At 60.8% G+C, this 21,358-nt stretch carries 25 protein-coding genes; 9 read left to right on the top strand and 16 right to left on the bottom strand.

Going from position 1 to position 21,358, the window contains the following annotated elements:
- Nucleotides 1–40 precede the first annotated feature (40 nt).
- The 5 genes from AB4N43_RS18380 to AB4N43_RS18400 are packed head-to-tail and all read right to left on the bottom strand — an operon-like array spanning nucleotide 41 to nucleotide 5,378.
- A complete protein-coding gene (locus tag AB4N43_RS18380; RefSeq protein ID WP_460151787.1) occupies nucleotides 41–871 on the bottom strand; it encodes an AraC family transcriptional regulator in 831 nt (276 codons plus the stop codon).
- 3 nt (nucleotides 872–874) lie between these two features.
- The gene (locus AB4N43_RS18385) at nucleotides 875–1,873 is read right to left on the bottom strand and encodes a hydrolase (protein ID WP_059182015.1); all 999 of its coding nucleotides are present in this window, start codon (nucleotides 1,871–1,873) and stop codon (nucleotides 875–877) included.
- A gap of 55 nt (nucleotides 1,874–1,928) precedes the next feature.
- Nucleotides 1,929–2,540 carry a 16S rRNA (guanine(966)-N(2))-methyltransferase RsmD gene (rsmD, locus tag AB4N43_RS18390; RefSeq protein WP_460151788.1) on the bottom strand — a complete coding sequence of 204 codons (612 nt, stop codon included), beginning with the start codon at nucleotides 2,538–2,540 and terminating at the stop codon, nucleotides 1,929–1,931.
- Nucleotides 2,540–4,030, bottom strand: a complete 1,491-nt coding sequence (locus AB4N43_RS18395; RefSeq protein ID WP_027926544.1) for a M16 family metallopeptidase — start codon at nucleotides 4,028–4,030, stop codon at nucleotides 2,540–2,542. Before AB4N43_RS18395 ends, rsmD begins: the two co-directional genes overlap by 1 nt.
- Nucleotides 4,023–5,378, bottom strand: a complete 1,356-nt coding sequence (locus tag AB4N43_RS18400) for a M16 family metallopeptidase (RefSeq protein ID WP_027926545.1) — start codon at nucleotides 5,376–5,378, stop codon at nucleotides 4,023–4,025. Before AB4N43_RS18400 ends, AB4N43_RS18395 begins: the two co-directional genes overlap by 8 nt.
- 345 nt (nucleotides 5,379–5,723) lie before the next feature.
- Here AB4N43_RS18400 and ftsY point away from each other — a divergent pair, with 345 nt between their 5' ends.
- The 4 genes from ftsY to rpoH all read left to right on the top strand — a co-directional run bounded on the left by ftsY (nucleotide 5,724) and on the right by rpoH (nucleotide 9,889).
- Nucleotides 5,724–7,235 carry a signal recognition particle-docking protein FtsY gene (ftsY, locus tag AB4N43_RS18405; protein WP_460151789.1) on the top strand — a complete coding sequence of 504 codons (1,512 nt, stop codon included), beginning with the start codon at nucleotides 5,724–5,726 and terminating at the stop codon, nucleotides 7,233–7,235.
- Nucleotides 7,232–7,903 (top strand): cell division ATP-binding protein FtsE, encoded by a 672-nt coding sequence (gene ftsE, locus AB4N43_RS18410; RefSeq protein WP_027926547.1) that lies wholly within the window; start codon nucleotides 7,232–7,234, stop codon nucleotides 7,901–7,903. The genes ftsY and ftsE overlap by 4 nt, the downstream gene beginning before the upstream one ends.
- Nucleotides 7,900–8,922 (top strand): permease-like cell division protein FtsX, encoded by a 1,023-nt coding sequence (gene ftsX / locus AB4N43_RS18415; protein WP_027926548.1) that lies wholly within the window; start codon nucleotides 7,900–7,902, stop codon nucleotides 8,920–8,922. The genes ftsE and ftsX overlap by 4 nt, the downstream gene beginning before the upstream one ends.
- Before the next feature lie 112 nt (nucleotides 8,923–9,034).
- Nucleotides 9,035–9,889: an RNA polymerase sigma factor RpoH gene (gene rpoH / locus AB4N43_RS18420; protein ID WP_007897890.1), complete on the top strand. Its 855-nt coding sequence runs from the start codon at nucleotides 9,035–9,037 to the stop codon at nucleotides 9,887–9,889.
- Nucleotides 9,890–10,014: 125 nt separating this feature from the next.
- Here the strand turns inward: rpoH and mtgA are convergent, their stop codons facing one another.
- A complete protein-coding gene (mtgA, locus tag AB4N43_RS18425) occupies nucleotides 10,015–10,737 on the bottom strand; it encodes a monofunctional biosynthetic peptidoglycan transglycosylase (RefSeq protein ID WP_027926549.1) in 723 nt (240 codons plus the stop codon).
- A 74-nt stretch (nucleotides 10,738–10,811) separates the two neighbouring features.
- On the opposite strand from mtgA, the gene AB4N43_RS18430 reads away from it, so the two are divergent.
- The 4 genes from AB4N43_RS18430 (at nucleotide 10,812) to trmB (ending at nucleotide 13,064) form a co-directional block, all read left to right on the top strand.
- Nucleotides 10,812–11,183 carry a DUF423 domain-containing protein gene (locus tag AB4N43_RS18430; RefSeq protein WP_027926550.1) on the top strand — a complete coding sequence of 124 codons (372 nt, stop codon included), beginning with the start codon at nucleotides 10,812–10,814 and terminating at the stop codon, nucleotides 11,181–11,183.
- Nucleotides 11,184–11,273: 90 nt separating this feature from the next.
- Nucleotides 11,274–11,474, top strand: a complete 201-nt coding sequence (gene thiS, locus AB4N43_RS18435; protein WP_007897898.1) for a sulfur carrier protein ThiS — start codon at nucleotides 11,274–11,276, stop codon at nucleotides 11,472–11,474.
- A gap of 60 nt (nucleotides 11,475–11,534) precedes the next feature.
- Complete coding sequence (locus tag AB4N43_RS18440; protein ID WP_027926552.1) at nucleotides 11,535–12,329, top strand: thiazole synthase; 795 nt, start codon at nucleotides 11,535–11,537, stop codon at nucleotides 12,327–12,329.
- Between the two features lie 9 nt (nucleotides 12,330–12,338).
- Nucleotides 12,339–13,064 carry a tRNA (guanosine(46)-N7)-methyltransferase TrmB gene (gene trmB, locus AB4N43_RS18445; protein WP_027926553.1) on the top strand — a complete coding sequence of 242 codons (726 nt, stop codon included), beginning with the start codon at nucleotides 12,339–12,341 and terminating at the stop codon, nucleotides 13,062–13,064.
- 125 nt (nucleotides 13,065–13,189) lie between these two features.
- On the opposite strand, the gene AB4N43_RS18450 is transcribed toward trmB, so the two are convergent.
- From AB4N43_RS18450 to AB4N43_RS18495, 10 genes are all read right to left on the bottom strand, one after another.
- Complete coding sequence (locus AB4N43_RS18450; RefSeq protein ID WP_027926554.1) at nucleotides 13,190–13,513, bottom strand: DUF3392 domain-containing protein; 324 nt, start codon at nucleotides 13,511–13,513, stop codon at nucleotides 13,190–13,192.
- 22 nt (nucleotides 13,514–13,535) lie between these two features.
- Nucleotides 13,536–14,741 (bottom strand): radical SAM family heme chaperone HemW, encoded by a 1,206-nt coding sequence (hemW, locus tag AB4N43_RS18455; protein WP_460151790.1) that lies wholly within the window; start codon nucleotides 14,739–14,741, stop codon nucleotides 13,536–13,538.
- Nucleotides 14,738–15,334 carry an RdgB/HAM1 family non-canonical purine NTP pyrophosphatase gene (gene rdgB / locus AB4N43_RS18460; RefSeq protein WP_194940449.1) on the bottom strand — a complete coding sequence of 199 codons (597 nt, stop codon included), beginning with the start codon at nucleotides 15,332–15,334 and terminating at the stop codon, nucleotides 14,738–14,740. The genes hemW and rdgB overlap by 4 nt, the downstream gene beginning before the upstream one ends.
- Nucleotides 15,331–15,765 (bottom strand): DUF4426 domain-containing protein, encoded by a 435-nt coding sequence (locus AB4N43_RS18465; RefSeq protein ID WP_027926557.1) that lies wholly within the window; start codon nucleotides 15,763–15,765, stop codon nucleotides 15,331–15,333. The genes rdgB and AB4N43_RS18465 overlap by 4 nt, the downstream gene beginning before the upstream one ends.
- A gap of 26 nt (nucleotides 15,766–15,791) precedes the next feature.
- Nucleotides 15,792–16,412: a methionine biosynthesis protein MetW gene (metW, locus tag AB4N43_RS18470; protein WP_027926558.1), complete on the bottom strand. Its 621-nt coding sequence runs from the start codon at nucleotides 16,410–16,412 to the stop codon at nucleotides 15,792–15,794.
- Nucleotides 16,413–16,419: 7 nt separating this feature from the next.
- Nucleotides 16,420–17,559: a homoserine O-succinyltransferase MetX gene (gene metX / locus AB4N43_RS18475; protein ID WP_027926559.1), complete on the bottom strand. Its 1,140-nt coding sequence runs from the start codon at nucleotides 17,557–17,559 to the stop codon at nucleotides 16,420–16,422.
- 182 nt (nucleotides 17,560–17,741) lie between these two features.
- Complete coding sequence (locus tag AB4N43_RS18480) at nucleotides 17,742–18,038, bottom strand: DUF167 domain-containing protein (protein ID WP_027926560.1); 297 nt, start codon at nucleotides 18,036–18,038, stop codon at nucleotides 17,742–17,744.
- Entirely contained in the window at nucleotides 18,038–18,625 is a 588-nt protein-coding gene (locus AB4N43_RS18485; protein WP_027926561.1) for a YggT family protein, read from the bottom strand. The genes AB4N43_RS18480 and AB4N43_RS18485 overlap by 1 nt, the downstream gene beginning before the upstream one ends.
- Nucleotides 18,626–18,649: 24 nt before the next feature.
- Complete coding sequence (proC, locus tag AB4N43_RS18490; protein ID WP_027926562.1) at nucleotides 18,650–19,468, bottom strand: pyrroline-5-carboxylate reductase; 819 nt, start codon at nucleotides 19,466–19,468, stop codon at nucleotides 18,650–18,652.
- Between the two features lie 35 nt (nucleotides 19,469–19,503).
- Nucleotides 19,504–20,190 carry a YggS family pyridoxal phosphate-dependent enzyme gene (locus AB4N43_RS18495; RefSeq protein WP_027926563.1) on the bottom strand — a complete coding sequence of 229 codons (687 nt, stop codon included), beginning with the start codon at nucleotides 20,188–20,190 and terminating at the stop codon, nucleotides 19,504–19,506.
- Nucleotides 20,191–20,247: 57 nt separating this feature from the next.
- Here AB4N43_RS18495 and AB4N43_RS18500 point away from each other — a divergent pair, with 57 nt between their 5' ends.
- Complete coding sequence (locus AB4N43_RS18500; RefSeq protein ID WP_027926564.1) at nucleotides 20,248–21,282, top strand: type IV pilus twitching motility protein PilT; 1,035 nt, start codon at nucleotides 20,248–20,250, stop codon at nucleotides 21,280–21,282.
- The last annotated feature ends 76 nt before the right edge of the window (nucleotides 21,283–21,358 follow it).

Consider the following 21,358-nt stretch of genomic DNA (forward strand, 5'->3'; position numbering starts at 1 on the left):
CTGTGGGAGCAAGCTCGCTCCCACAGGGGTATCAGGCGATTCAAAACAGTCGGGCACTTCGATACGCCCCCGGTCCCACCCCGTAAACCTGCTTGAACTGCCGGCTCAGGTGACTCTGGTCGGCAAACCCCAATTGCGTGGCCACTTCCAGCGGCAAACAACCGTTCTGCAACAGCGCCCGGGCCTGGGCGATGCGTTGTTGCATCAGCCAGGTGTGCGGCGGCATGCCGGTGGCTCGGCGAAACACCCGGGCAAAGTGAAAAGGCGAAAGATTCACCGCCGCCGCCAGCTCTTCAAGAGACGGTGGCGCCGCCAATTGCGCATGCAGCAATTCCTTGGCCCGTGTCACGGCGCGGTGCTCCTTGCCGGGTTGGCCGGCAATCGGCACGGCCGCGTGTCGTTGCAGCAACGACAACATCATTTCCCGCCAGACCGTTTGCTGTTGCAGCGCCGTGGTCGGACTTTCCAGCAAACGATGCAGTTGGCAAAAACCCTTCACCAGGTCCGGGTCGCGGTACAGCGTGGCGCCAAACATGGGTAAGTGATGGGTCGGCAATTCCAGTTCGGCCAGCAACGACAGTAACTGCCCGCTGTCCGGATAAAACGCCCGGTACAGCCAACCATCCTCGGTGCCTTTGTGGCCTGTATGCAGTTCATCCGGATTGATCAACACCAAGGTGCCGCTGCCAGCCAGGTGTTCGACGCCGCGATAGCGATAGCGCTGGGCGCCGGCCATGATCATGCCGATCACATAACCATCGTGCACATGGGGTGCGAAGCGGTGTTCGATATAGCGCGCGGACAGCAACTCGACCCCGGCCAGCGGCGCGGTTTGCCAGAAGCGGATCGACTCGCCCTGATCGACGTCCATCGGCTACATGCGCCCCACGGCGGCCAGCCACTGCGGGATACGCCGTTCCAGGTAATAACCCGGTTGCCGGAACGAACCATCGACGAAGCCGACATGCCCGCCCTTGGTTTGTAATTCCAGTTGCGTGCAGGCCGACAATTCGTCGGCCTGCGGCAGGCTGTGGGGGAAGACGAAGGGATCGTCGGCCGCCTGAATGATCAGGGTCGGTGTGCGAATCTCCCCAAGAAAATACCGGCTCGAGGCGCGACGGTAGTAATCCTCGGCATCGATAAAACCATTCAACGGCGCCGTGACCCGGCCATCGAAGTCCCAGAAGGTGCGCATGTTCTCCAGCGAACCCAGTGCCGCCAACGCCGCGAGGCCATCTTCGCGTCCGTCATGCTGGAACTGGCGTTGTTTGTTCTTGATGTAGGCGAGCATCTCGCGCATGAAATGCGCCTGATAGACCCTGGAAAAACCTTGGCCGATACGATCCGCGCACTGGTCGAGGCGAAACGGCACCGACACCGCCACCGCGCCGGTCACGCCGCTGTCACTGCCGGACTCGCCCAAGTGCTTGAGCAAGACGTTGCCGCCCAGGGAATAACCCACCGCATACAGCGGCGCCAACGGACGTTTGGCCCGTAGGTGCCGGATGGTTTCGGCGAGGTCTTCACTGGCGCCGGAATGGTAACTGCGCGCCAACAGATTCGGCTCGCCCGAACAGCCGCGCCAGTTCAACGCGACACTGGCCCAGCCTTGGGTGGCGAGGGCCTTTTGCACGCCGGCCACATACGGTGAATTCGACGAACCGGTCAGCCCGTGCAACACCAGCACCAGAGGCGCTGTCGCGCTGTGTGGGCCGTGCCAGTCGAGGTCGAGAAAGTCGCCGTCTTCGAGCCACAAGCGTTCGCGCTCGCGTTCGATGTGCGTGGTTTTGCGCCAAAGCGGTCCCCACAAGGTTTGCAAGTGCGGATTGCCCAGGCCCAAGGCGGGGGTGAAGCGGTCTGGCGGATGGGACACGATTGCTCTCGATGCAGCGGTGCGCAACGGGTGCGCACCTTTTCAGGCCGGTCGATTAACCGGCGATCTCTGCCATACGTTGCCACAACGCGTAGTAAACCCGCCCGGATTTCTGCTCACGGTGCAGGCGCCAGTTGCCTGGCAAACCAAGGGACGACGGCGCGTTTTCGCTTTCAGTGTAGATCCAGGCCTCGTCGGCCAGCCACTGGCGCTCTTCCAGCAGCGTGCAGACGCCCGGCAGCAGGTTCTGGTTGAACGGTGGGTCGAGGAACACCAGGTCGTACGCCGTGGCGGTCTGGGTTTCCAGGTAGCGCAGGGCGTCGGCGGTCTGAATCTGGCCCGTGGTGCAACGCAGTGTGCCCAGATGCTCCTTGATGCTGGCGACCGCGATGTTGCTGGCATCCAGCGCTTGGCCCATGGCCGCGCCACGGGACAGGGCTTCGAGGAACAGTGCGCCGCTGCCGGCGAACGGGTCCAGCACCTTGGCGCCCGCGACATACGGCGCGAGCCAGTTGAACAGGGTTTCACGCACCCGGTCCGGGGTCGGGCGCAGGCTTGGGGCATCGGGGAAGCTCAGCTTTCGGCTGCCCCATTCGCCGCCGATGATGCGCAGTTGATTCACGCCGTTATGGACGTTGTGAACAGGTTTTTTAGGACGCGTGGCCATTAATGCTCCGGAACCCCGAGCGGCTGCTCGGCAGGTTTATCAGATGGGGCCGGTAACGGCTTTTGTGGCACGGTCGGGCCAGCGCTGACGATGACCATTTTGTCCGTGCTCAAGTGTTTGTTCAGTGCGGTCTTGACCTGGTCGACGGTCAGGCTCTGGGACTCACGCATGAAGTCATCCAGATAATTGAGCGGCAGGTTGTAAAAACCCATGGCGCCCAACTGGCCGACGATATCGGCGTTGCTGGCGGTGGACAGCGGGAAGCTGCCGGCCAGTTCACGCTTGGCGTCATCGAGTTCTTTCTGCGTCGGGCCGGTTTTAAGGTAGTCGGCCAGCACGTCCTGCACCAGTTTCAGCGTGCCTTCGCTCATCTCGGCGCGGGTCTGCAGGTTGATCATGAACGGGCCACGCGCCTGCATCGGGGTGAAGCCCGAGTACACGCCGTAGGCCAGGCCGCGTTTTTCCCGCACTTCGCTCATCAGACGGGTGCCGAAACCACCGCCGCCAAGGATCTGGTTGCCCATGGACAGTGCGGCGTAGTCCGGATCTTCACGGTCGATGCCCAGTTGGGCGAGCATCAGGTTGGTTTGCTTGGACGGAAACTCGATGTGGCCGACGCTGGCTTTCGGTTCCTGCGGCTGTGCAATTTTCGCCAGCGCCGGGCCTTTTGGCAGTGCACTGGAGACTTGCGCAGCAATCGCTTCGGCCTCGGCGCGGGACAAGTCGCCGACCAGCGCAATTACCACGTTGCCGGCGGCGTAGGCTTTCTCATGGAACGCTTTGAGCTGCGCCAAGGTGATCGCAGGAACGGTTTTCGCCGTGCCATCGCTGGAGTGCGCGTAAGGGTGATCGCCGTACAAACGGTTCATCAACTCCAGACTCGCCAGTTTGCCGGGGTTCTGTTTCTGGTATTCGAAACCGGCGAGCATCTGGTTCTTGATGCGCGCGAAGGAGTCGGCGGGGAAGGTTGGTTTGCCGATCACTTCGGAAAACAGCTTCAGGGCGGGTTCGCGTTTGTCCTTGGCGCTGAGGCTGCGCAAGGAAGCCAGAGCCATGTCCTTGAACGCGCCGTTGCCGAAGTCAGCGCCCAGGCCTTCGAAGCCCTGAGCGATGGCGCCGACATCTTTGCCGGCCACGCCTTCGTTAAGCATCGCGTTGGTCAGCAAGGCCAGGCCCGGTGCATTGCCGTCCTGGCTGCTGCCGGCGGCGAAAATCAGGCGCATGTCGAACATCGGCAGCTCACGGGCTTCGACGAACATCACCTTGGCGCCTTCTGCGGTGTTCCAGGTCTGTACGTCGAGCGTGCGGTGGCTTGGCGCCTTGCCGTCGAGTTCAGTCAGCGATTGCAGTTTCTGGCTGGATTTGGCTTTGTCCAGGGCCTCGCTGGCGTTGGACTCATCGGTTCTGGACAAGTAGAAAGCCGCGGAGCCGATCAGGGCGACAGTGATCAGACCGATCAGGGCCAGGCGTGGTTTTTTACGCTCACTCATGAGTCGTCTCCAGTGGCAGGACATGGGCGACGCTGAGACGTTCGCGGGTGAAATACAGCTTGGCGGCGTTCTGGATGTCTTGCGGAGTCACGCTTTCCAGGTCGCTGAGTTCGGTGTCCATCAGCTTCCACGACAGGCCGACGGTTTCGAGTTGGCCGATGGACGTGGCCTGGCTGGTGATCGAATCACGCTCAAAGACCAGACCGGCAATCACTTGAGCTCGCACGCGCTCCAGCTCTTCGGCCGACGGCGCAGTGGTTTTCAGTTGTTCAAGCAGCTTCCACAGGCCGGCTTCGGCCTGGGCCATGGTTTTCTTTTTCTGCGTGTTCGGTGTGGCCGACAAGGTGAACAGGCTGTCGCCGCGGGTATAGGCGTCGTAACTCGACGAACCGCCGGACACCAGCTCTTCGCCGCGTTCCAGCTGCGCCGGAATGCGACCGCTGTAGCCGCCGTCGAGCAGGGCCGAGATCAGGCGCAAGGCATTTACCGAGCGTTTGTCTTCGGCGGTCGCGATGCTGGGCACGTTGAAGCCCAGCATCAGACTCGGCAATTGGGTTTGCACGTGCAGGGTGATCTGGCGCTCGCCGGGCTCGGCCAGTTCCAGCGGGATTTTCGCCGGGGGCACGTCGCGCTTGGCGATAGGACCGAAGTAACGCTGGGCCAGGGCTTTGACCTCGTCCGGGGTTACGTCACCGACCACCACCAGCGTGGCATTGTTCGGCACGTACCAGGATTGGTACCAGTGACGCAGCTCTTCGACTTTCATGCGGTCCAGGTCGGCCATCCAGCCGATGGTCGGCGTGTGGTATCCGCTGGCCGGGTAAGCCATCGCCTTGAAGCGTTCGTAGGCCTTGGACATCGGTTTGTCGTCGGTGCGCAGGCGACGTTCTTCCTTGATGACTTCGATCTCGCGAGTGAACTCGTCAGCCGGCAGGCGCAGGCTGGCCATGCGGTCGGCTTCCAGTTCGAAGGCAACGCCCAGGCGGTCGCGGGCCAGCACCTGGTAGTAGGCGGTGAAATCGTCGCTGGTGAACGCGTTCTCTTCGGCGCCGAGGTCACGCAGGATCAGCGAGGCTTCGCCGGGGCCGACTTTCTCACTGCCCTTGAACATCATGTGTTCCAGCGCATGGGAAAGACCGGTCTGCCCCGGTGTTTCGTAGCTGGAGCCGACCTTGTACCAGACTTGGGACACCACCACCGGCGCACGATGGTCTTCGCGCACGATAACTTTCAAGCCGTTATCGAGGGTGAATTCGTGGGTGGGTTGTGGATCGGCAGCCAAGGCTGACAGTGGCAGACAAACTGTGCTGAGCAGCAGGCCTGCAGCGCGGCGGGCTAGAGCATTCATTCGTTTTTTAAACCTGTTGGGCTGCCCGCTTGGTCTTAGCGTCAGCGGGCGAGAGGGTGCTAGGATAACGGTCCGTTTTACTGGCGGCCACGCCTATCAGGCCTTTGATCGGTTTGCAGGTTGTTTGGGTTCGCGGCGCAAGCTATGAGTTTGACAGCTAAACTCTGCGTTTTCGCCGACGATGCCGTTCCAGTCCTTCGTATTAGTCGACCTTTGGGGTGCGGTTTGCACCTCGACAAAATGTTGCGCGTGAACAAGCTGGATCAATCGCAGTCTGTTCTGCATCGAATATTTATTTGCCGAGGCGCCCTTTGGCGCGTCGCTACCGTGAGATAGCCGTCCTCCATGTTTGGTTCCAACGACGACAAGAAAGCCCCAGCTGCGGCTGGCGAGAAGAAAAGCCTGTTCGGATGGCTGCGCAAAAAGCCGCAGGAACCCGCCGTCGAACAGCCACAGCCACTTTCTGAGCCCACGCCGGCGCCGGTAATAGAAGAAGAGCTCGCGCCGATTGTCTTGCCGATCGCCGAGCCGGTGTTGCAACCGGTGGTCGAGCCGGATCACGTTGCCGAAGCCGTTGCACAACCCACCCTGACCCCGATTGCCGAGCCCTGGCTGACGCTGCCGGTGGCCGAAGAGCCGGTTGCCCTCGTTGAAGACGAGTTGGCACCGCACGTTACGCCGCCGATTCCAGCCCCGACTGCGTTTGTGCCTGAGCCAGTTCAGGTTCCGGTGGTTGAACCGGTTGTGGCGCCAGTGGTTGTGGCCGAGCCTGAACCGGTGGTTGCAGAGCCTGTGGTTCCTGCTTTCGTTGCTCCGGTTGCTCCGGTTGCTCCGGTTGCTCCGGTTGCTCCGGTTGCTCAAGCACCTGCACCCGTCGTCGCGCCCGTCGAAACGTCCGTCGAGCCGCCGCGTACTGAAGAATCCAAAGCCGGTTTCTTCGCCCGCCTCAAGCAAGGCCTGTCCAAGACCAGCGCCAGCATCGGCGAAGGGATGGCCAGCTTGTTTCTGGGCAGAAAGGCCATCGATGACGAACTGCTCGAAGACCTCGAAACCCGCCTGCTGACCGCCGACGTTGGCGTTGAGGCCACCTCGGTGATCATCCAGCGCCTGACCCAAAAGGTCGCGCGCAAGGAACTGGCCGATTCCGATGCCCTGTATAAATCTCTGCAAGCCGAACTGGCCGCCATGCTCAAGCCGGTCGAGCAACCGCTGAAAATCACCTCGCAGAACAAGCCGTTCGTGATTCTGGTGGTGGGCGTCAACGGCGCCGGCAAGACCACCACCATCGGCAAACTGGCGAAGAAACTGCAGCTCGAAGGCAAGAAAGTCATGCTCGCGGCCGGTGACACCTTCCGTGCTGCAGCGGTCGAGCAATTGCAGGTCTGGGGTGAGCGCAACAAGATTCCGGTCATCGCCCAGCACACGGGCGCCGACTCGGCTTCGGTTATCTTCGATGCCGTGCAAGCCGCCAAGGCCCGTGGCATTGATGTGCTGATCGCCGACACCGCCGGTCGTCTGCACACCAAAGACAATTTGATGGAAGAACTGAAGAAGGTTCGCCGGGTGATCAGCAAGCTCGACGCCGATGCGCCGCACGAAGTGCTGTTGGTGCTCGATGCCGGCACCGGCCAGAACGCGATCAGCCAGGCCAAGCAATTCAACCAGACCGTCGAACTGACCGGCCTGGCGCTGACCAAGCTCGACGGCACCGCCAAGGGTGGGGTGATTTTTGCCCTGGCCAAGCAGTTTGGCCTGCCGATTCGCTACATCGGCGTCGGGGAAGGCATCGACGATTTGCGTACTTTTGAAGCAGAACCCTTTGTCCAGGCACTGTTTGCCGAGCGGGAGCGTTCATGATTCGTTTCGAACAGGTCGGTAAACGCTACCCGAACGGTCACGTCGGCTTGCATGAGCTGAGCTTTCGAGTCCGTCGGGGCGAATTCTTGTTTGTGACCGGCCACTCTGGCGCCGGTAAAAGCACCTTGTTGCGCCTGCTGCTGGCGATGGAACGTCCGACCACCGGCAAATTGCTGCTGGCCGGCCAGGACCTCGCCACCATCAGCAACGCGCAGATTCCTTACCTGCGCCGGCAGATCGGCGTGGTGTTCCAGAATCACCAGCTGCTGTTCGATCGGACGGTGTTCAACAACGTCGCGCTGCCCTTGCAGATCCTGGGTCTGTCGAAGGCCGAGATCGTCAAGCGCGTGGATTCGGCCCTGGAGCGCGTGGCGCTCTCGGACAAGACCGATTTGTACCCAGGCGACTTGTCCACCGGTCAGCAACAGCGCGTCGGCATCGCCCGCGCCATCGTTCACCGCCCGGCCTTGCTGCTGGCGGACGAACCGACCGGTAACCTCGACCCGCGACTGGCCGCCGAAATCATGGGCGTGTTCGAAGACATCAATCGCTTGGGCACCAGTGTGCTGATCGCCAGTCACGACCTGGCGCTGATCGCCCGTATGCGTCACCGCATGTTGACGCTGCAGCGTGGCCGATTGATCGGCGACGGGGAGGCGGGCGAATGAGTGCGACACGCAGCCCCAAAGTTTCCGAACGGGTAGCCCCGAAGGCCGCCGATCCGCAACCGCAGAAGAAAAAACGCGACGATGACGACGGTCCGGACTTTGCAACGTTGTTCCGTGCCTGGGTTGAAAGTCACCGCGCGAGCCTGCTCGACAGTTTGCGTCGCTTGGGCAAACAGCCTATTGGCAGCTTTTTCACCTGCATGGTGATGGCCGTTGCGCTGAGTTTGCCGATGGGCCTGTCACTTTTGCTAAGTAACGTCGAGCGTCTGGGCGGATCCTGGCAGCGTGCGGCGCAGATTTCCCTGTACCTGCAACTGGAAGCCAGTCCAGAACAGGGTGAGGCGCTGCGTGACCAGATCAAAGGCATGCCGGGCGTAGCTGATGCTGAATATGTCGGTCGCGACCAGGCGCTGGAGGAGTTTCAGCAGCAGTCCGGTTTGGGCGAAGCGCTGAAGGAGTTGCCGGAAAACCCGCTGCCGGGCGTGGTCCTGGTGACGCCGAACGAAGTCGACAAGCCCGCGCTTGAAGCATTAAGACAAAAACTATCCGAGCTGCCGAAGGTACAACAGGCGCAACTTGATCTAGTCTGGGTCGAGCGTCTGGCAGCGATCCTCAAGCTGGGCGACCGTTTTGTCTTCGGTCTGACCGTGCTTCTGGTTTCTGCATTACTTTTGGTGATAGGCAATACCATTCGTCTTCATATTGAAAACCGCCGCACAGAGATAGAAGTGATTAAACTCGTCGGTGGCACTGACAGCTATGTGCGCAGGCCCTTTCTCTATATGGGCGCGTTGTATGGCTTCGGTGCGGGGATGCTGTCTTGGGGCGTGCTGGCGTTTGGCCTGAACTGGCTGAACGACGCTGTGGTTGGACTGGCCGGTTTGTACGGCAGTGATTTCGCGCTGGCCGGAGTGCCAGTTGCCGACGGTCTGTCTCTCTTGCTTGGTGCAGTGCTGTTGGGGTATATCGGTGCATGGATTGCAGTCGCACGCCACCTGAGGGAGCTTGCGCCTAAGTAGTATCATTTTGCTCGTATTGACCTTTCAGCGTTTATGGGAACTTGTCTTTCGGTTTCCGGTCAATTTTCGCAGTGCTGAACTGCACGAGTTTGTAAGTCGGAGGTTTTGTCGTATGACCAATTCTTTGCAACCTGCATATGCTCTGGTCCCGGGTGCGAACCTGGAGGCCTATGTGCACACCGTGAACAGCATTCCATTGCTGACGCCGGAGCAGGAGCGTGAACTGGCCGAGAGTCTCTATTATGAGCAGGATTTGGGGGCGGCTCGGCAGATGGTGCTCGCCCACCTGCGTTTTGTCGTACATATCGCCCGTAGCTATTCCGGCTACGGTCTGGCTCAGGCTGACCTGATCCAGGAAGGCAACGTCGGCCTGATGAAGGCCGTGAAGCGCTTCAACCCGGAAATGGGTGTGCGTCTGGTGTCGTTCGCCGTGCACTGGATCAAGGCGGAAATCCACGAGTTCATCCTGCGCAACTGGCGTATTGTGAAAGTCGCGACCACCAAGGCCCAGCGCAAACTGTTCTTCAACCTGCGCAGCCAGAAGAAACGCCTGGCGTGGCTGAACAACGAGGAAGTCCACCGTGTGGCGGAAAGCCTTGGTGTAGAGCCTCGGGAAGTGCGCGAGATGGAAAGTCGCCTGACCGGCCACGACATGGCCTTCGACCCGGCCGCAGAAGCGGACGACGACAGTGCTTTCCAGTCGCCAGCCAACTATCTGGAAGACCACCGGTATGACCCGGCCCGTCAACTGGAAGACGCCGACTGGAGCGACAACTCCAACCACAACCTGCACGAAGCGCTGGAAGTGCTGGACGACCGCAGCCGTGACATCCTTTATCAGCGCTGGTTGGCTGAAGAGAAAGCCACGCTGCACGACCTGGCGCAGAAGTACAACGTGTCGGCCGAGCGCATCCGTCAGCTTGAGAAAAGCGCGATGAACAAGCTCAAGCTGTCGATCGCGGCATAACCTGCGAACCGGCAATAAAAAACGCCCCGATCATTGATCGGGGCGTTTTTGTTTGGGTCCGGTTTTCTGCTTCACCTCAGCCTCCTACAGAAGAGGGCTTTGAGTGTTCAGAAGAATGTGTTCGGCTACTGGGCCCAAGGCGCCCGCCGTGAATCATTGAGGCCCAACAGATAACTGTCACCCCCCAACTGACTCATCTGCTGCCGAATCCACCCGGCCCGTCGTGCGACGTAGTTGGTCGGATGGCTCGCACTCCACACTCTTGGGTTGGGCAACACGGCAGCCAACAAGCTCGATTGCTGGCGGCTCAGGCTTTTAGCGCTCACGCCAAAGTGATGCCGTGCCGCAGCCTCTGCTCCAAACACCCCGTCATCCCACTCGACGCTGTTGAGGTACACCTCAAGAATCCGCTGCTTGGGCCAGAACACCTCAATCAATCCGGTGAACCAGGCTTCCAGACCCTTACGCAGCCAACTGCGCCCCGACCATAAAAACAGGTTCTTCGACACCTGCTGGCTCAGGGTGCTGGCGCCGCGAATCGAGCCGCCCAACTCGTTATGAGCCAGTGCCGCCTGAATCGCCCCGAAGTCAAAACCCCAGTGCTCCGGGAATTTCTGATCCTCACCAGCAATCACCGCGACTTTCAGGTCGTCGGAGATTTCATCCCACGGCTTCCAGGTCCGTTGCAGGTCGATCGGCTCGCCGTCGAACCAGGATTCGATCTTGCGTTCGACCATCAGCGCGGTTCCCGGCGGCGGCACCACGCGAAAGATCAGCACCAGCAAGACGCTGCCGCCCGCGAACCAGAGCACGGCCTTAGTGAATCGTCGTAAAAATATACGCAGCATAGAGATGGCTTGGCCGAACCCGTTGAGCGGGCCATTATACAGACCCTGTTGATCGAGTCTGACTGGAGTTCTTCATGCTGCGTGGCTTTTTGATGCTGGCCGCTTTCTTTGGCTTCACGGGCGTTGCCCTCGGCGCGTTCGCCGCGCATGGCCTGAAAAACCGTCTGACCCCCGAGTATCTGGCGATTTTCCATACCGGCGTCACCTATCAACTGGTGCACACCCTGGCGTTGCTGGGCGTAGCGCTGCTGGCCACGCAGATTCCCGGGCGTTTGGTTACGTGGGCCGGGGCCTCGTTTGTCATCGGCATCCTGCTGTTTTCCGGCAGCCTGTACCTGCTGACCCTGACCGGTATCAGCAAGCTCGGAATCATTACGCCGTTCGGCGGGCTCGCATTCCTGGTGGGCTGGGCGTGCCTGGGGCTTGCCGCCTGGCGGTTGAGCTGACCGGGTGGTCCATTTCATGACGAATGGCTTGGGTCGCCAAGACTGATCGGGCTAGAATGCCAGCCCCTAAAAATGATGGCGGCTTCCGGCATGCGCATTCAGTTGAACGGCGAATCCCTTGAACTGCCCGACGGTGAAACCGTTGCGGCCCTGCTGACCCGTCTGGAACTGACCGGACGTCGGGTGGCGGTCGAACTCAATCTGGATATCGTCCCGCGCAGTCAGCACGCTGAAACCACACTGAACGACGGCGATTCCGTCGAAGTGGTTCATGCCATCGGCGGCGGCTAGCCGCCCGGCCCGCAAGGGCACAGAATTCTGCAAGAACCTCACCCCAACAGAGGATTTCCCATGAGCATCGTTCGTAGCGACAAGCCCTTCGTCCTGGCCGGTCGTACTTACCAGTCGCGTTTGCTGGTAGGCACCGGCAAGTACCGCGACATGGAAGAAACCCGCCTGGCCATCGAAGCCTCGGGCGCCGAGATCGTCACCTTCGCCGTGCGCCGTACCAACCTCGGTCAGAACCCGGGCGAACCGAACCTGCTCGAAGTCCTGTCGCCGGATCGCTACACCTTCCTGCCGAACACCGCGGGTTGCTTCGACGCTACCGAGGCCGTGCGCACCTGTCGCCTGGCCCGTGAGTTGCTCGGCGGCCACAACCTGGTGAAGCTGGAAGTGCTGGCCGACCAGAAAACCCTGTTCCCCAACGTGATCGAAACCCTCAAGGCCGCCGAAGTGCTGGTCAAGGAAGGTTTCGACGTGATGGTCTACACCAGCGATGACCCGATCATTGCCCGTCAACTGGCGGAAATCGGCGTTATCGCAGTGATGCCGCTGGCCGGTCTGATCGGCACGGGCCTGGGGATCTGCAATCCGTACAACCTGCAGATCATCCTCGAAGAAGCCAAGATTCCTGTGCTGGTGGATGCGGGTGTCGGCACCGCGTCCGACGCCACCATCGCCATGGAACTGGGTTGCGAAGCGGTGCTGATGAACTCGGCCATCGCCCACGCCCAGCAGCCGGTCATGATGGCTGAAGCCATGAAACACGCCATCGTTGCAGGTCGCCTGGCCTACCTCGCCGGCCGCATGCCGAAAAAACTCTATGCCAGCGCCTCCTCGCCGCTGGATGGTCTGATCAAGTAAGAGCCATTGATGACTGAATCAAACGAAACGCCTGTCCAGCCGGAAGAAGGCGAAGAGCGCCAACACCGCCGCATCAAGAGCTTTGTGATGCGCGCCGGGCGCATGACCGAAGGCCAGCAAAAAGGTCTGGAGCAGGGCACGCCACTGTTCGTCCTGCCTTTGGCTGACTCGCCGGTGGACTTCGATAAGGTGTTCGGCCGTTCGGCGCCGCGCTCGCTGGAAATCGGTTTTGGCATGGGCCATTCGCTGCTGGAAATGGCCGCGGCCTCGCCGGAACAGGATTTCATTGGTGTGGAAGTTCACCGTCCGGGTGTTGGCGCGCTGCTCAATGGCGTTCTGACGCAGGGCCTGACCAACCTGCGGGTCTACGATTGCGACGCGATTGAAGTGCTCAACCGTTGCATCGCCGACAACAGCCTCGACCGTCTGATGCTGTTTTTCCCAGACCCGTGGCACAAGAGCCGTCACCACAAGCGCCGTATCGTTCAGGCATCGTTCGCTGAACTGGTGCGCAGCAAGTTGAAGGTCGGCGGTGTGCTGCACATGGCCACCGACTGGGAACCGTACGCCGAGTACATGCTGGAAGTGATGAGCGTCGCGCCGGGTTATCGCAACCTCGCCGAAGACGGCAAGTGCGTACCGCGCCCGACCGAACGCCCAATCACCAAGTTCGAACGCCGCGGCGAACGGCTTGGACATGGCGTGTGGGACCTGAAGTTCGAAAAACAGTCCTGAGCTGTAAAACTGTAGGAGCCAAGCTTGCTCGCGATGAGGCCCTGACATTCAACATTTATGCTGACTGTTAAACCGCCATCGCGAGCAAGCTCGGCTCCTACAGTTGTTTTGGGTGTGACCAAAGATCAGCGGCGGTCGGCGACTACACCGATCAGCACCAGCACCACCAACAACACCGGCGCCAGGCTGTAGTTGTTGAACTGGCTCAGGCCGCGCACGACCCACGGCGTGGCGTAGATCAGCGCGGCGCCGCTGCCGATCATGCACAACAGGGCCATCAGCGGGACGCGCAAGGCACCGGCGATGCTACCCAGGCGTTGCTCGACCCAGGTTTTGAAATCCGAACCGAACAGCACCAGCAAGCAGCCCACCAAGGCCAGGGCAATTTCCGACAGGTTACTGCGGCTCCAGCGGGACACGGTGGCGAGCAGGTCGAGTATCAAATCCATTCGTTTTCCCTTAAGGCTGAAATCAGCTCAGAAATGTCTGCAGCAAGTCATTGAGAAACAGCTGTCCGCGCTCGGTGGCCGCCAGACGTGACGGTTCGACCTGCAACAAGCCACTTTGTTCGGCGACCCGGCGGCCTTCGGCGAGGCTTTCCAGGGACATCCCGGTGCGCTCCGGATACAGCCGCGATTCGACGCCCTCGGTCAGGCGCAGCGCGTTCATCAGGAACTCGAACGGCATCTCATCATGGGTCAGCGCTTTCTCGCCGGCCTTGAAGCTTTTCGCCGGGTTGAGGTAATCCTTGGGCAGGCGGGTCTTCCAGGTGCGCACGATGCGCCCGTCCGGATGACTGAGCTTGCCGTGGGCGCCAGCGCCGATGCCGATGAAGTCGCCGAAACTCCAGTAATTGAGGTTATGCCGCGCCGGGCGACCCGGTTGCGCATAGGCCGAGACTTCGTATTGCGCGTAACCGTGTTCAGCAAGCAGCGCCTGACCCGCTTCCTGAATGTCCCACAACGTGTCGTCTTCGGGCAGCGTCGGCGGCTGATTCCAGAACACCGTGTTCGGCTCCAGCGTCAGCTGATACCAGGACAGATGAGTCGGTTTCAGGGCGATGGCTGTACGCAGGTCGTTCAGGGCATCTTCCAGCGACTGATCGGGCAAACCGTGCATCAAGTCCAGGTTGAAGTTATCAAACCCGGCCTGACGGGCCATGCCGGCGGCACGCACCGCTTCGTCACCGTTGTGAATCCGCCCCAGCGCCTTGAGTTTCTCTTCCTGAAAGCTCTGGATGCCGATCGACAGGCGATTGATGCCCAGTGCGCGGTAGGCGACGAATTTCTCTTGCTCGAACGTCCCCGGATTGGCTTCCAGGGTGATTTCGATGTCACTGGCAAACGGAATCCGTTGCTCGACGCCTTTGAGCAAGCGGCCCAAGGCCACGGCGCTGAACAGGCTAGGCGTGCCACCGCCAAAGAAGATCGAGCTCAGCTCACGGCCGTATACCGCGTGCAGGTCCTGATCGAGGTCAGTGAGCAAGGCGTCGACGTACTCTTCTTCCGGCAGCACCGGGCTGGCGGTGTGGGAGTTGAAGTCGCAATAAGGGCATTTGCGCACACACCACGGGATGTGGATGTACAGCGCCAGAGGCGGCAGCACGGGCAGCGCTGCCCGTGGCGATTGGGCGTCGCCGCCGAAGATCAGCGGTGACGCGGATGAGTCGTGGGTCATTTCAGTCCCAGACGCTGGCGCAGCAGATCCATTGCACGGGCGCGGTGGCTGATCTGGTTTTTGTCGCTCGGGCTCAGCTCGGCGCTGGAGCAATCGCGCTCCGGGACCCAGAACAGCGGGTCGTAACCAAACCCGTGCTCGCCACTGGCGGCCGTCAGGATCCGCCCGTGCCACAGGCCTTCGCAGAGGATCGGCAATGGATCATCGGCGTGGCGAACCAGCGCGAGGACGCAGACGAACTGCGCGCCGCGTTCGGCTTGCGGCACGTCTTTCAAGGCGTCGAGCAGTTTGGCGTTGTTCGCCGCATCGCCCTTGCCGTCAGCATAACGAGCCGAATAGATACCCGGCGCACCGCCTAGGAAATCCACCGCCAGCCCGGAATCGTCAGCCAGCGCCGGCAAACCGGAAATGCGTGCGGCGTTGCGGGCCTTGAGAATGGCGTTCTCGACGAACGACAGGCCGGTTTCTTCAGGCTCGACGCTGCTGAACTCGCCGATCGAGCGCAATTGCACCGAGTCGCCGAGCATGGCCTGGAGTTCCTTGAGTTTGCCGGCGTTATGGCTGGCCAGTACGAGTTGCGTGAAATTGATCATTCGCCGGGGAAAAGCTCTTGGTTGAAATTGATGGTGTTGATTTTGTCGCCGTTCTGCACCTTGATCTCGAAGGTGCGGATTTCCTGCTGGTCCACCGGGTATTGGGCGATGTAGTAGATCGCGCCCTGTTCGGTGATCTGTTTGAAGTTCAACGGCACGCTCTGGCTGGTCAGGTCTTTGACCGAGCCGGTCACTGAAGCTACCAGCGGCTTGCCGTCCTTGATCACGGACACATTGATCACGCCCTGATTCTTGCTGCGAACCAGCTCCGCCGCTTTGGCGATGTCCGGGGTCAGGTACGTGGAGTTGAAGGTGTTGTAGTGCACCGTCACGTCGCCGAAGGTTTCCTGGCGTTCGCCCTTGATGACGTCAGCGGCCATGGCAGTGATACTCAGGCAGGCAGTAAGTACAAACAGCGCTAGACGACCCATGTTCTTTCTCCTTGGAATGTCGTAGTTCAGACCGCGACCTTGTGATCCTGCAGCCCGGGGCTGCTGACGCGGTAAATACCGATCTCACCTAACAGATTAGGCCATAGCTTACTGGCCCACCCGTGCCGATGCTGTTGATCCACGGCAAGCCGATCAATGACCTTGGCTTCACGTTCGCGACACAACGCCTCAAAGTCTTCAAAAGTGCAGAAGTGGATGTTCGGCGTGTTGTACCAGGTGTACGGCAGAAACTCGGAAACCGGCATCCGGCCCTTGCTCGCCAGGTACCAGCGGCAGCGCCAGTGACCGAAGTTGGGGAAGGTGATGATGCACTGGCGGCCGACCCGCAGCATTTCGTCGAGGATCTTGTCCGGGTAATGCACAGCTTGCAGCGCCTGGGTCATGACCACGATGTCGAAGCTGTTGCTGGCAAAGTTGCCAAGGCCCTTGTCCAGGTCCTGCTCGATGACGTTGATGCCCTTGGCCACGCACTCGGCGATGTTGTCCGGGTCGTTTTCCAGGCCGTAACCGGTGACTTGCTTGTTGTCGCGCAGCCAGGTCAGCAGTTCGCCATCACCGCAGCCGAGGTCGAGCACGCGACTGCCAGCGGGGATCCATTCCTGGATGATTTCCAGATCAGCTCTCATGGCTTTCTCACAACTTGATTCGGTTCATGTAGTTGCTGAACGCCTGCAAATAACGCGGGATCGGAATCAGGAAGGCGTCGTGGCCTTGCGGAGCGTCGATCTCGAGGTAGCAGACGTCTTTCTTGGCCGCCATCAGCGCATCCACCAGTTCCCGCGAGCGGGCAGGGGAGAAGCGCCAGTCCGTGGTGAAGGACATCACGCAGAACTTGGCCTGGGCGTTGGCGAAAGTTTTCGCCAGGTCATCGTCGAAGTTCGCTGCCGGGTCGAAGTAGTCCAGCGCCTTGGTCATCAGCAGGTAGGTGTTGGCGTCGAAACGCCCGGAGAACTCTTCACCCTGATAACGCAGGTAGCTTTCGACCTGGAACTCGACGCTGTGGAAGTCGTAGTTGAGCTTCTCACTCTTGAGGCCACGACCGAATTTTTCACCCATGGAATCGTCGGACAGGTAAGTGATGTGCCCGACCATCCGCGCCAGCATCAAGCCGCGCTTGGGGATCACGCCCGCTTCCTGAAACGAGCCGCCGTGGAAATCGGGGTCGGTGAGGATGGCCTGGCGTGCCACTTCATTGAAGGCGATGTTCTGCGCCGACAGCTTGGGTGCCGAGGCGATGGCCAGGCAGTGGCGAATGCGTTCCGGGTAGGTAATGCTCCATTGCATCGCCTGCATGCCGCCGAGGCTGCCGCCAATCACCGCCGCCCATTGGCTGATGCCGATACGGTCGGCCAGTCGCGCCTGGCTGTGCACCCAGTCTTCCACGGTCAGCACCGGGAAATCGGCGCCAAACGGCTTGCCGGTTTCCGGATTGATGCTGCTCGGGCCCGTGGAACCGTTGCAACCGCCGAGGTTGTTCAGGCTGACCACGAAGAATTTGGTGGTGTCGATCGGCTTGCCGGGACCGATGCAGCTGTCCCACCAACCGGGTTTACGGTCGTCGGCGCTGTGAAAACCGGCAGCGTGATGGTGACCGGACAACGCATGGCAAATCAGCACGGCGTTGCTCGCCGTGGCATTCAGCGTGCCGTAGGTTTCGTAGATCAGGTCATAGGCTGGAAGCGAACGCCCGCAGGCCAGGGCCAGGGGGTCGCTGAAGTGCGCCACTTGCGGCGTCACCAGACCAACAGAATCGGGGGGAAAGGCAGTTGGCATCGACCCTGCTCTCGTTGAAATGAGGCGTAAGTCTAAAGACCGGTGGGGTTAGCGGCAAGCAAAGGGCTGAGCTGATTTTCCCTGTCAGACCGAGGCACGGCCATCGCGGGCAAGCCACGCTCCCACAATGGAATGCGATCCCCTGTGGGAGCGTGGCTTGCCCGCGATGAACGATGACGCGGTCAGTCCGCCGGACGCACCAGATCAGGCAACTCCGGCAGTTTCTTCGGCGAACAAATCCGCACCCGTTTCTGCCGGTTCAACTCACCGCTGATCAAACTGACCTGGCTCTTGGACACACCAAACGCCTTGGCCAAAAACGCCATCAGATACGCATTGGCCTTGCCTTCAACCGGCGGCGCAGTCAGGCGGATCTTCAGGCGATCGCCGTGCAGCCCGCAGAAATCATCGCTGCGGGCCGCCGGTTGCAGGTGACACTCCAGAATCAGGTCGTCACCTTCCCAGCGAAAGTAGCTCATCAGATCAGGCCGAGCAGCCCCTGCGGCATGAAGGCAAAGTACGCCAGGCGCGGGATCAGCCAGCTTTGCAGCAGTTGGATCACGATGAAGGCGAAGATCGGCGAGATGTCGAGACCGCCCAGGTTCGGGATGATCCGGCGGAACGGCGCGAGCACCGGTTCAGTAATCTGCGCGACCAGCTCGGCGCCAGGGTTATGGCTGCCCGGGGCGACCCAGGACAGGATGACGCTGATGATCATGGCGTAGAACAGTATGTTCAAAAACAGCGAGAACAGCGCAATCAGGGCCCATGGCACCAACAGCAGCCAGTCGACCATGAAGCCTTTGAGCGCGAGGATGACGGCGATCAGCAGCATCTGGATGATCAGCGCCAGCACCAGCGACGACATGTCGAGCCCGAACATGCTCGGGATCACCCGACGCAGCGGCTTGAGCAGCGGTTGCGTGGCCTTGACGATGAACTGGCAGAGCGGGTTGTAGAAGTTCGCCCGAACCAGTTGCAGGATGAAACGCATCAGTACGATCAGCAGGTACAGGCTGCCAAGGGTTTTAATGATGAAAATGGCAGCGTCATTGAGTCCGAGCATCGTTGATTCCTTTGTAAGAGCTGATTAGCGACCGAGCTGCTCAGCCATCTCGGCCGAGCGATGCGCGGCGGCGCCGAGTGCTGTTTCGACCAGGGCTTCAAAGCCACCGGCCTGGAACGACTTGATCGCAGCTTCCGTGGTGCCCGCAGGCGACGTGACACGACGACGCAGTTCGGCGGCATCGACATCGCTGGCAACCGCCATGTGCGCGGCGCCCAGCGCGGTTTGCAGGGTCAGTTGTGCGGCGATGTCTGCTGGCAGGCCAAGTTTCACGCCGGCGGCGGTCATGGCTTCGATCAGCAGGAAGAAGTACGCCGGGCCGGAACCGGACACCGCGGTGACTGCGTCCAGTTGCTGCTCTTCGTTCAGCCACAGGGCGATGCCCACGGCCGAGAGCAGTTCTTGAGCTTGCTGGCGTTGATCGGCGTTCACTTCCGCGGTGGCATACAAACCGCTCACGCCCTGACGCAGCAGCGCCGGGGTGTTGGGCATGCAGCGTACGATCGGCTGAGCGCCGAGCCAGTTGTTCATGCTGGCGCAGGTGATGCCTGCGGCAATCGATACCACCAGTTGATTCGGCTTGAGGCTCGGGCGAATCGCTTCGCACACGGCTTTCATCGCCTGAGGTTTGACCGCCAATACGACGACATCGGCGTCCTGGATGGCGTCAGCGTTGTCAGCGAAGACTTCGATGCCGTGTTCGGCGGCCACCTTGGCGCGGGTTTCTGCACCCGGATCGCTGGCGCGGATTTGCGAGGCGTCCAGACCTTTGGCGCGCAGGCCGCCGATCAGGCTGGCGGCCATGTTGCCGGCACCGATAAAGGCAATACGGGTTTTGCTCATGTCAGGTCCTTATAAATAGAAGAGTCGGCCATTGTTCATGGTTGACCGTAGTCGCGGGCGCCGAACAGGGCCGTACCGATGCGGACCCATGTGGCGCCCATGGCGATGGCCGACTCGAGGTCATGGCTCATGCCCATGGAAAGTGTGTCCAGCGGCAGATCCAGGCTGGCTTGCAGGCGTTGTACGGCAGCAAAAGCGGCATCCTGTTCGGCACGATCATCCGTCGGCTCGGGAATCGCCATCAGCCCGCGCAAATTGAGGCGCGGCAATTCGCTGATGGCCTTGGCCAGGGCCGGCAGGTCGGCCGGGGTGCAGCCGGATTTGCTGGCTTCACCGCTGACGTTGACCTGGATGCAGATGTTCAGGGGCGGCAGATCGGCAGGACGTTGTTCGGACAGGCGTTGTGCGATTTTCAATCGATCCACGGAATGCACCCAGGCGAAGTGCTCGGCGATAGCGCGAGTCTTGTTCGATTGAATGGGGCCGATGAAGTGCCAGATCAAGGGCAGGTCGGCCAGTTCGAGCTGTTTGCCCAAAGCCTCCTGCAGGTAGTTCTCGCCAAAGTCACGCAGGCCGGCAGCGTAGGCTTCGCGCAGGGCTTGGGCGGGTTTGGTCTTGCTCACGGCCAGGAGCTGAACGCTGTGCTCATCGCGCTGGGCGGCCAGGGCGGCGGCACGGATGCGTGAACTAACCTGAGCAATGTTGTCTGCTATCGTGGACATTCAATGTGCGCCAGCGGTCTGAAGGTTCGCGGCATTCTACTGGAATTGAGGGGCGCTATGGATATCACTGAACTGCTGGCTTTCAGCGCTAAACAGGGCGCATCCGACCTGCACTTGTCCGCCGGCCTGCCACCGATGATCCGTGTCGATGGCGACGTGCGACGCATCAACCTGCCGGCCCTCGACCATAAACAGGTGCAGGCGCTGATCTACGACATCATGAACGACACCCAGCGGGTGGACTTCGAGAAACACCTGGAAACCGATTTTTCCTTTGAAGTGCCCGGCGTGGCGCGTTTTCGGGTTAACGCCTTTAACCAGAATCGTGGCGCAGGCGCGGTGTTCCGGACCATTCCGTCAAAAGTCCTGAGCATGGACGACCTCGGCATGGGTGAGGTATTTCGCAAAATCACCGACGCGCCGCGCGGGCTGGTGCTGGTGACGGGGCCGACCGGCTCCGGCAAGTCCACTACGTTGGCGGCGATGATCGATTACCTGAACAACCATCGCCATCACCACATCCTCACCATCGAAGACCCGATCGAGTTCGTCCACGAATCGCGCAAATGCCTGATCAACCAGCGCGAAGTGCATCGCGATACGCGCAGTTTCGCCACGGCCCTGCGCTCGGCGCTGCGGGAGGACCCGGACGTGATTCTGGTGGGGGAGATGCGGGACCTGGAGACTATTCGCCTGGCGCTGACCGCCGCCGAGACAGGGCATCTGGTGTTTGGCACGCTGCACACCACCTCAGCGGCGAAAACCATCGACCGGGTGGTGGATGTGTTTCCGGGGGATGAGAAATCGATGGTGCGCTCGATGCTGTCAGAGTCGTTGCTGGCGGTGGTGTCGCAGTCGCTGGTGAAGAAGATCGGCGGCGGGCGAATTGCGGCGCACGAGATCATGCTCGGCACGTCGGCGATTCGTAACCTTATCCGCGAAGACAAGGTTGCACAGATGTACTCGTCGATTCAGACCGGCGGGAACCTGGGGATGCAGACGCTGGATATGTGCTTGAAGGACTTGGTGACCAAAGGCTTGATCAGCCGCGAGCAGGCGCGGGAGAAGGCGCGGTCACCGGATAACTTTTGAGGGGTGAACGCGGACCTGTGGCGAGGGAGCTTGCTCCCGCTGGGCTGCGAAGCAGACCTAAAAACGGGGAGCGCTG

This window comes from Pseudomonas sp. S2_B07 (assembly GCF_054668435.1).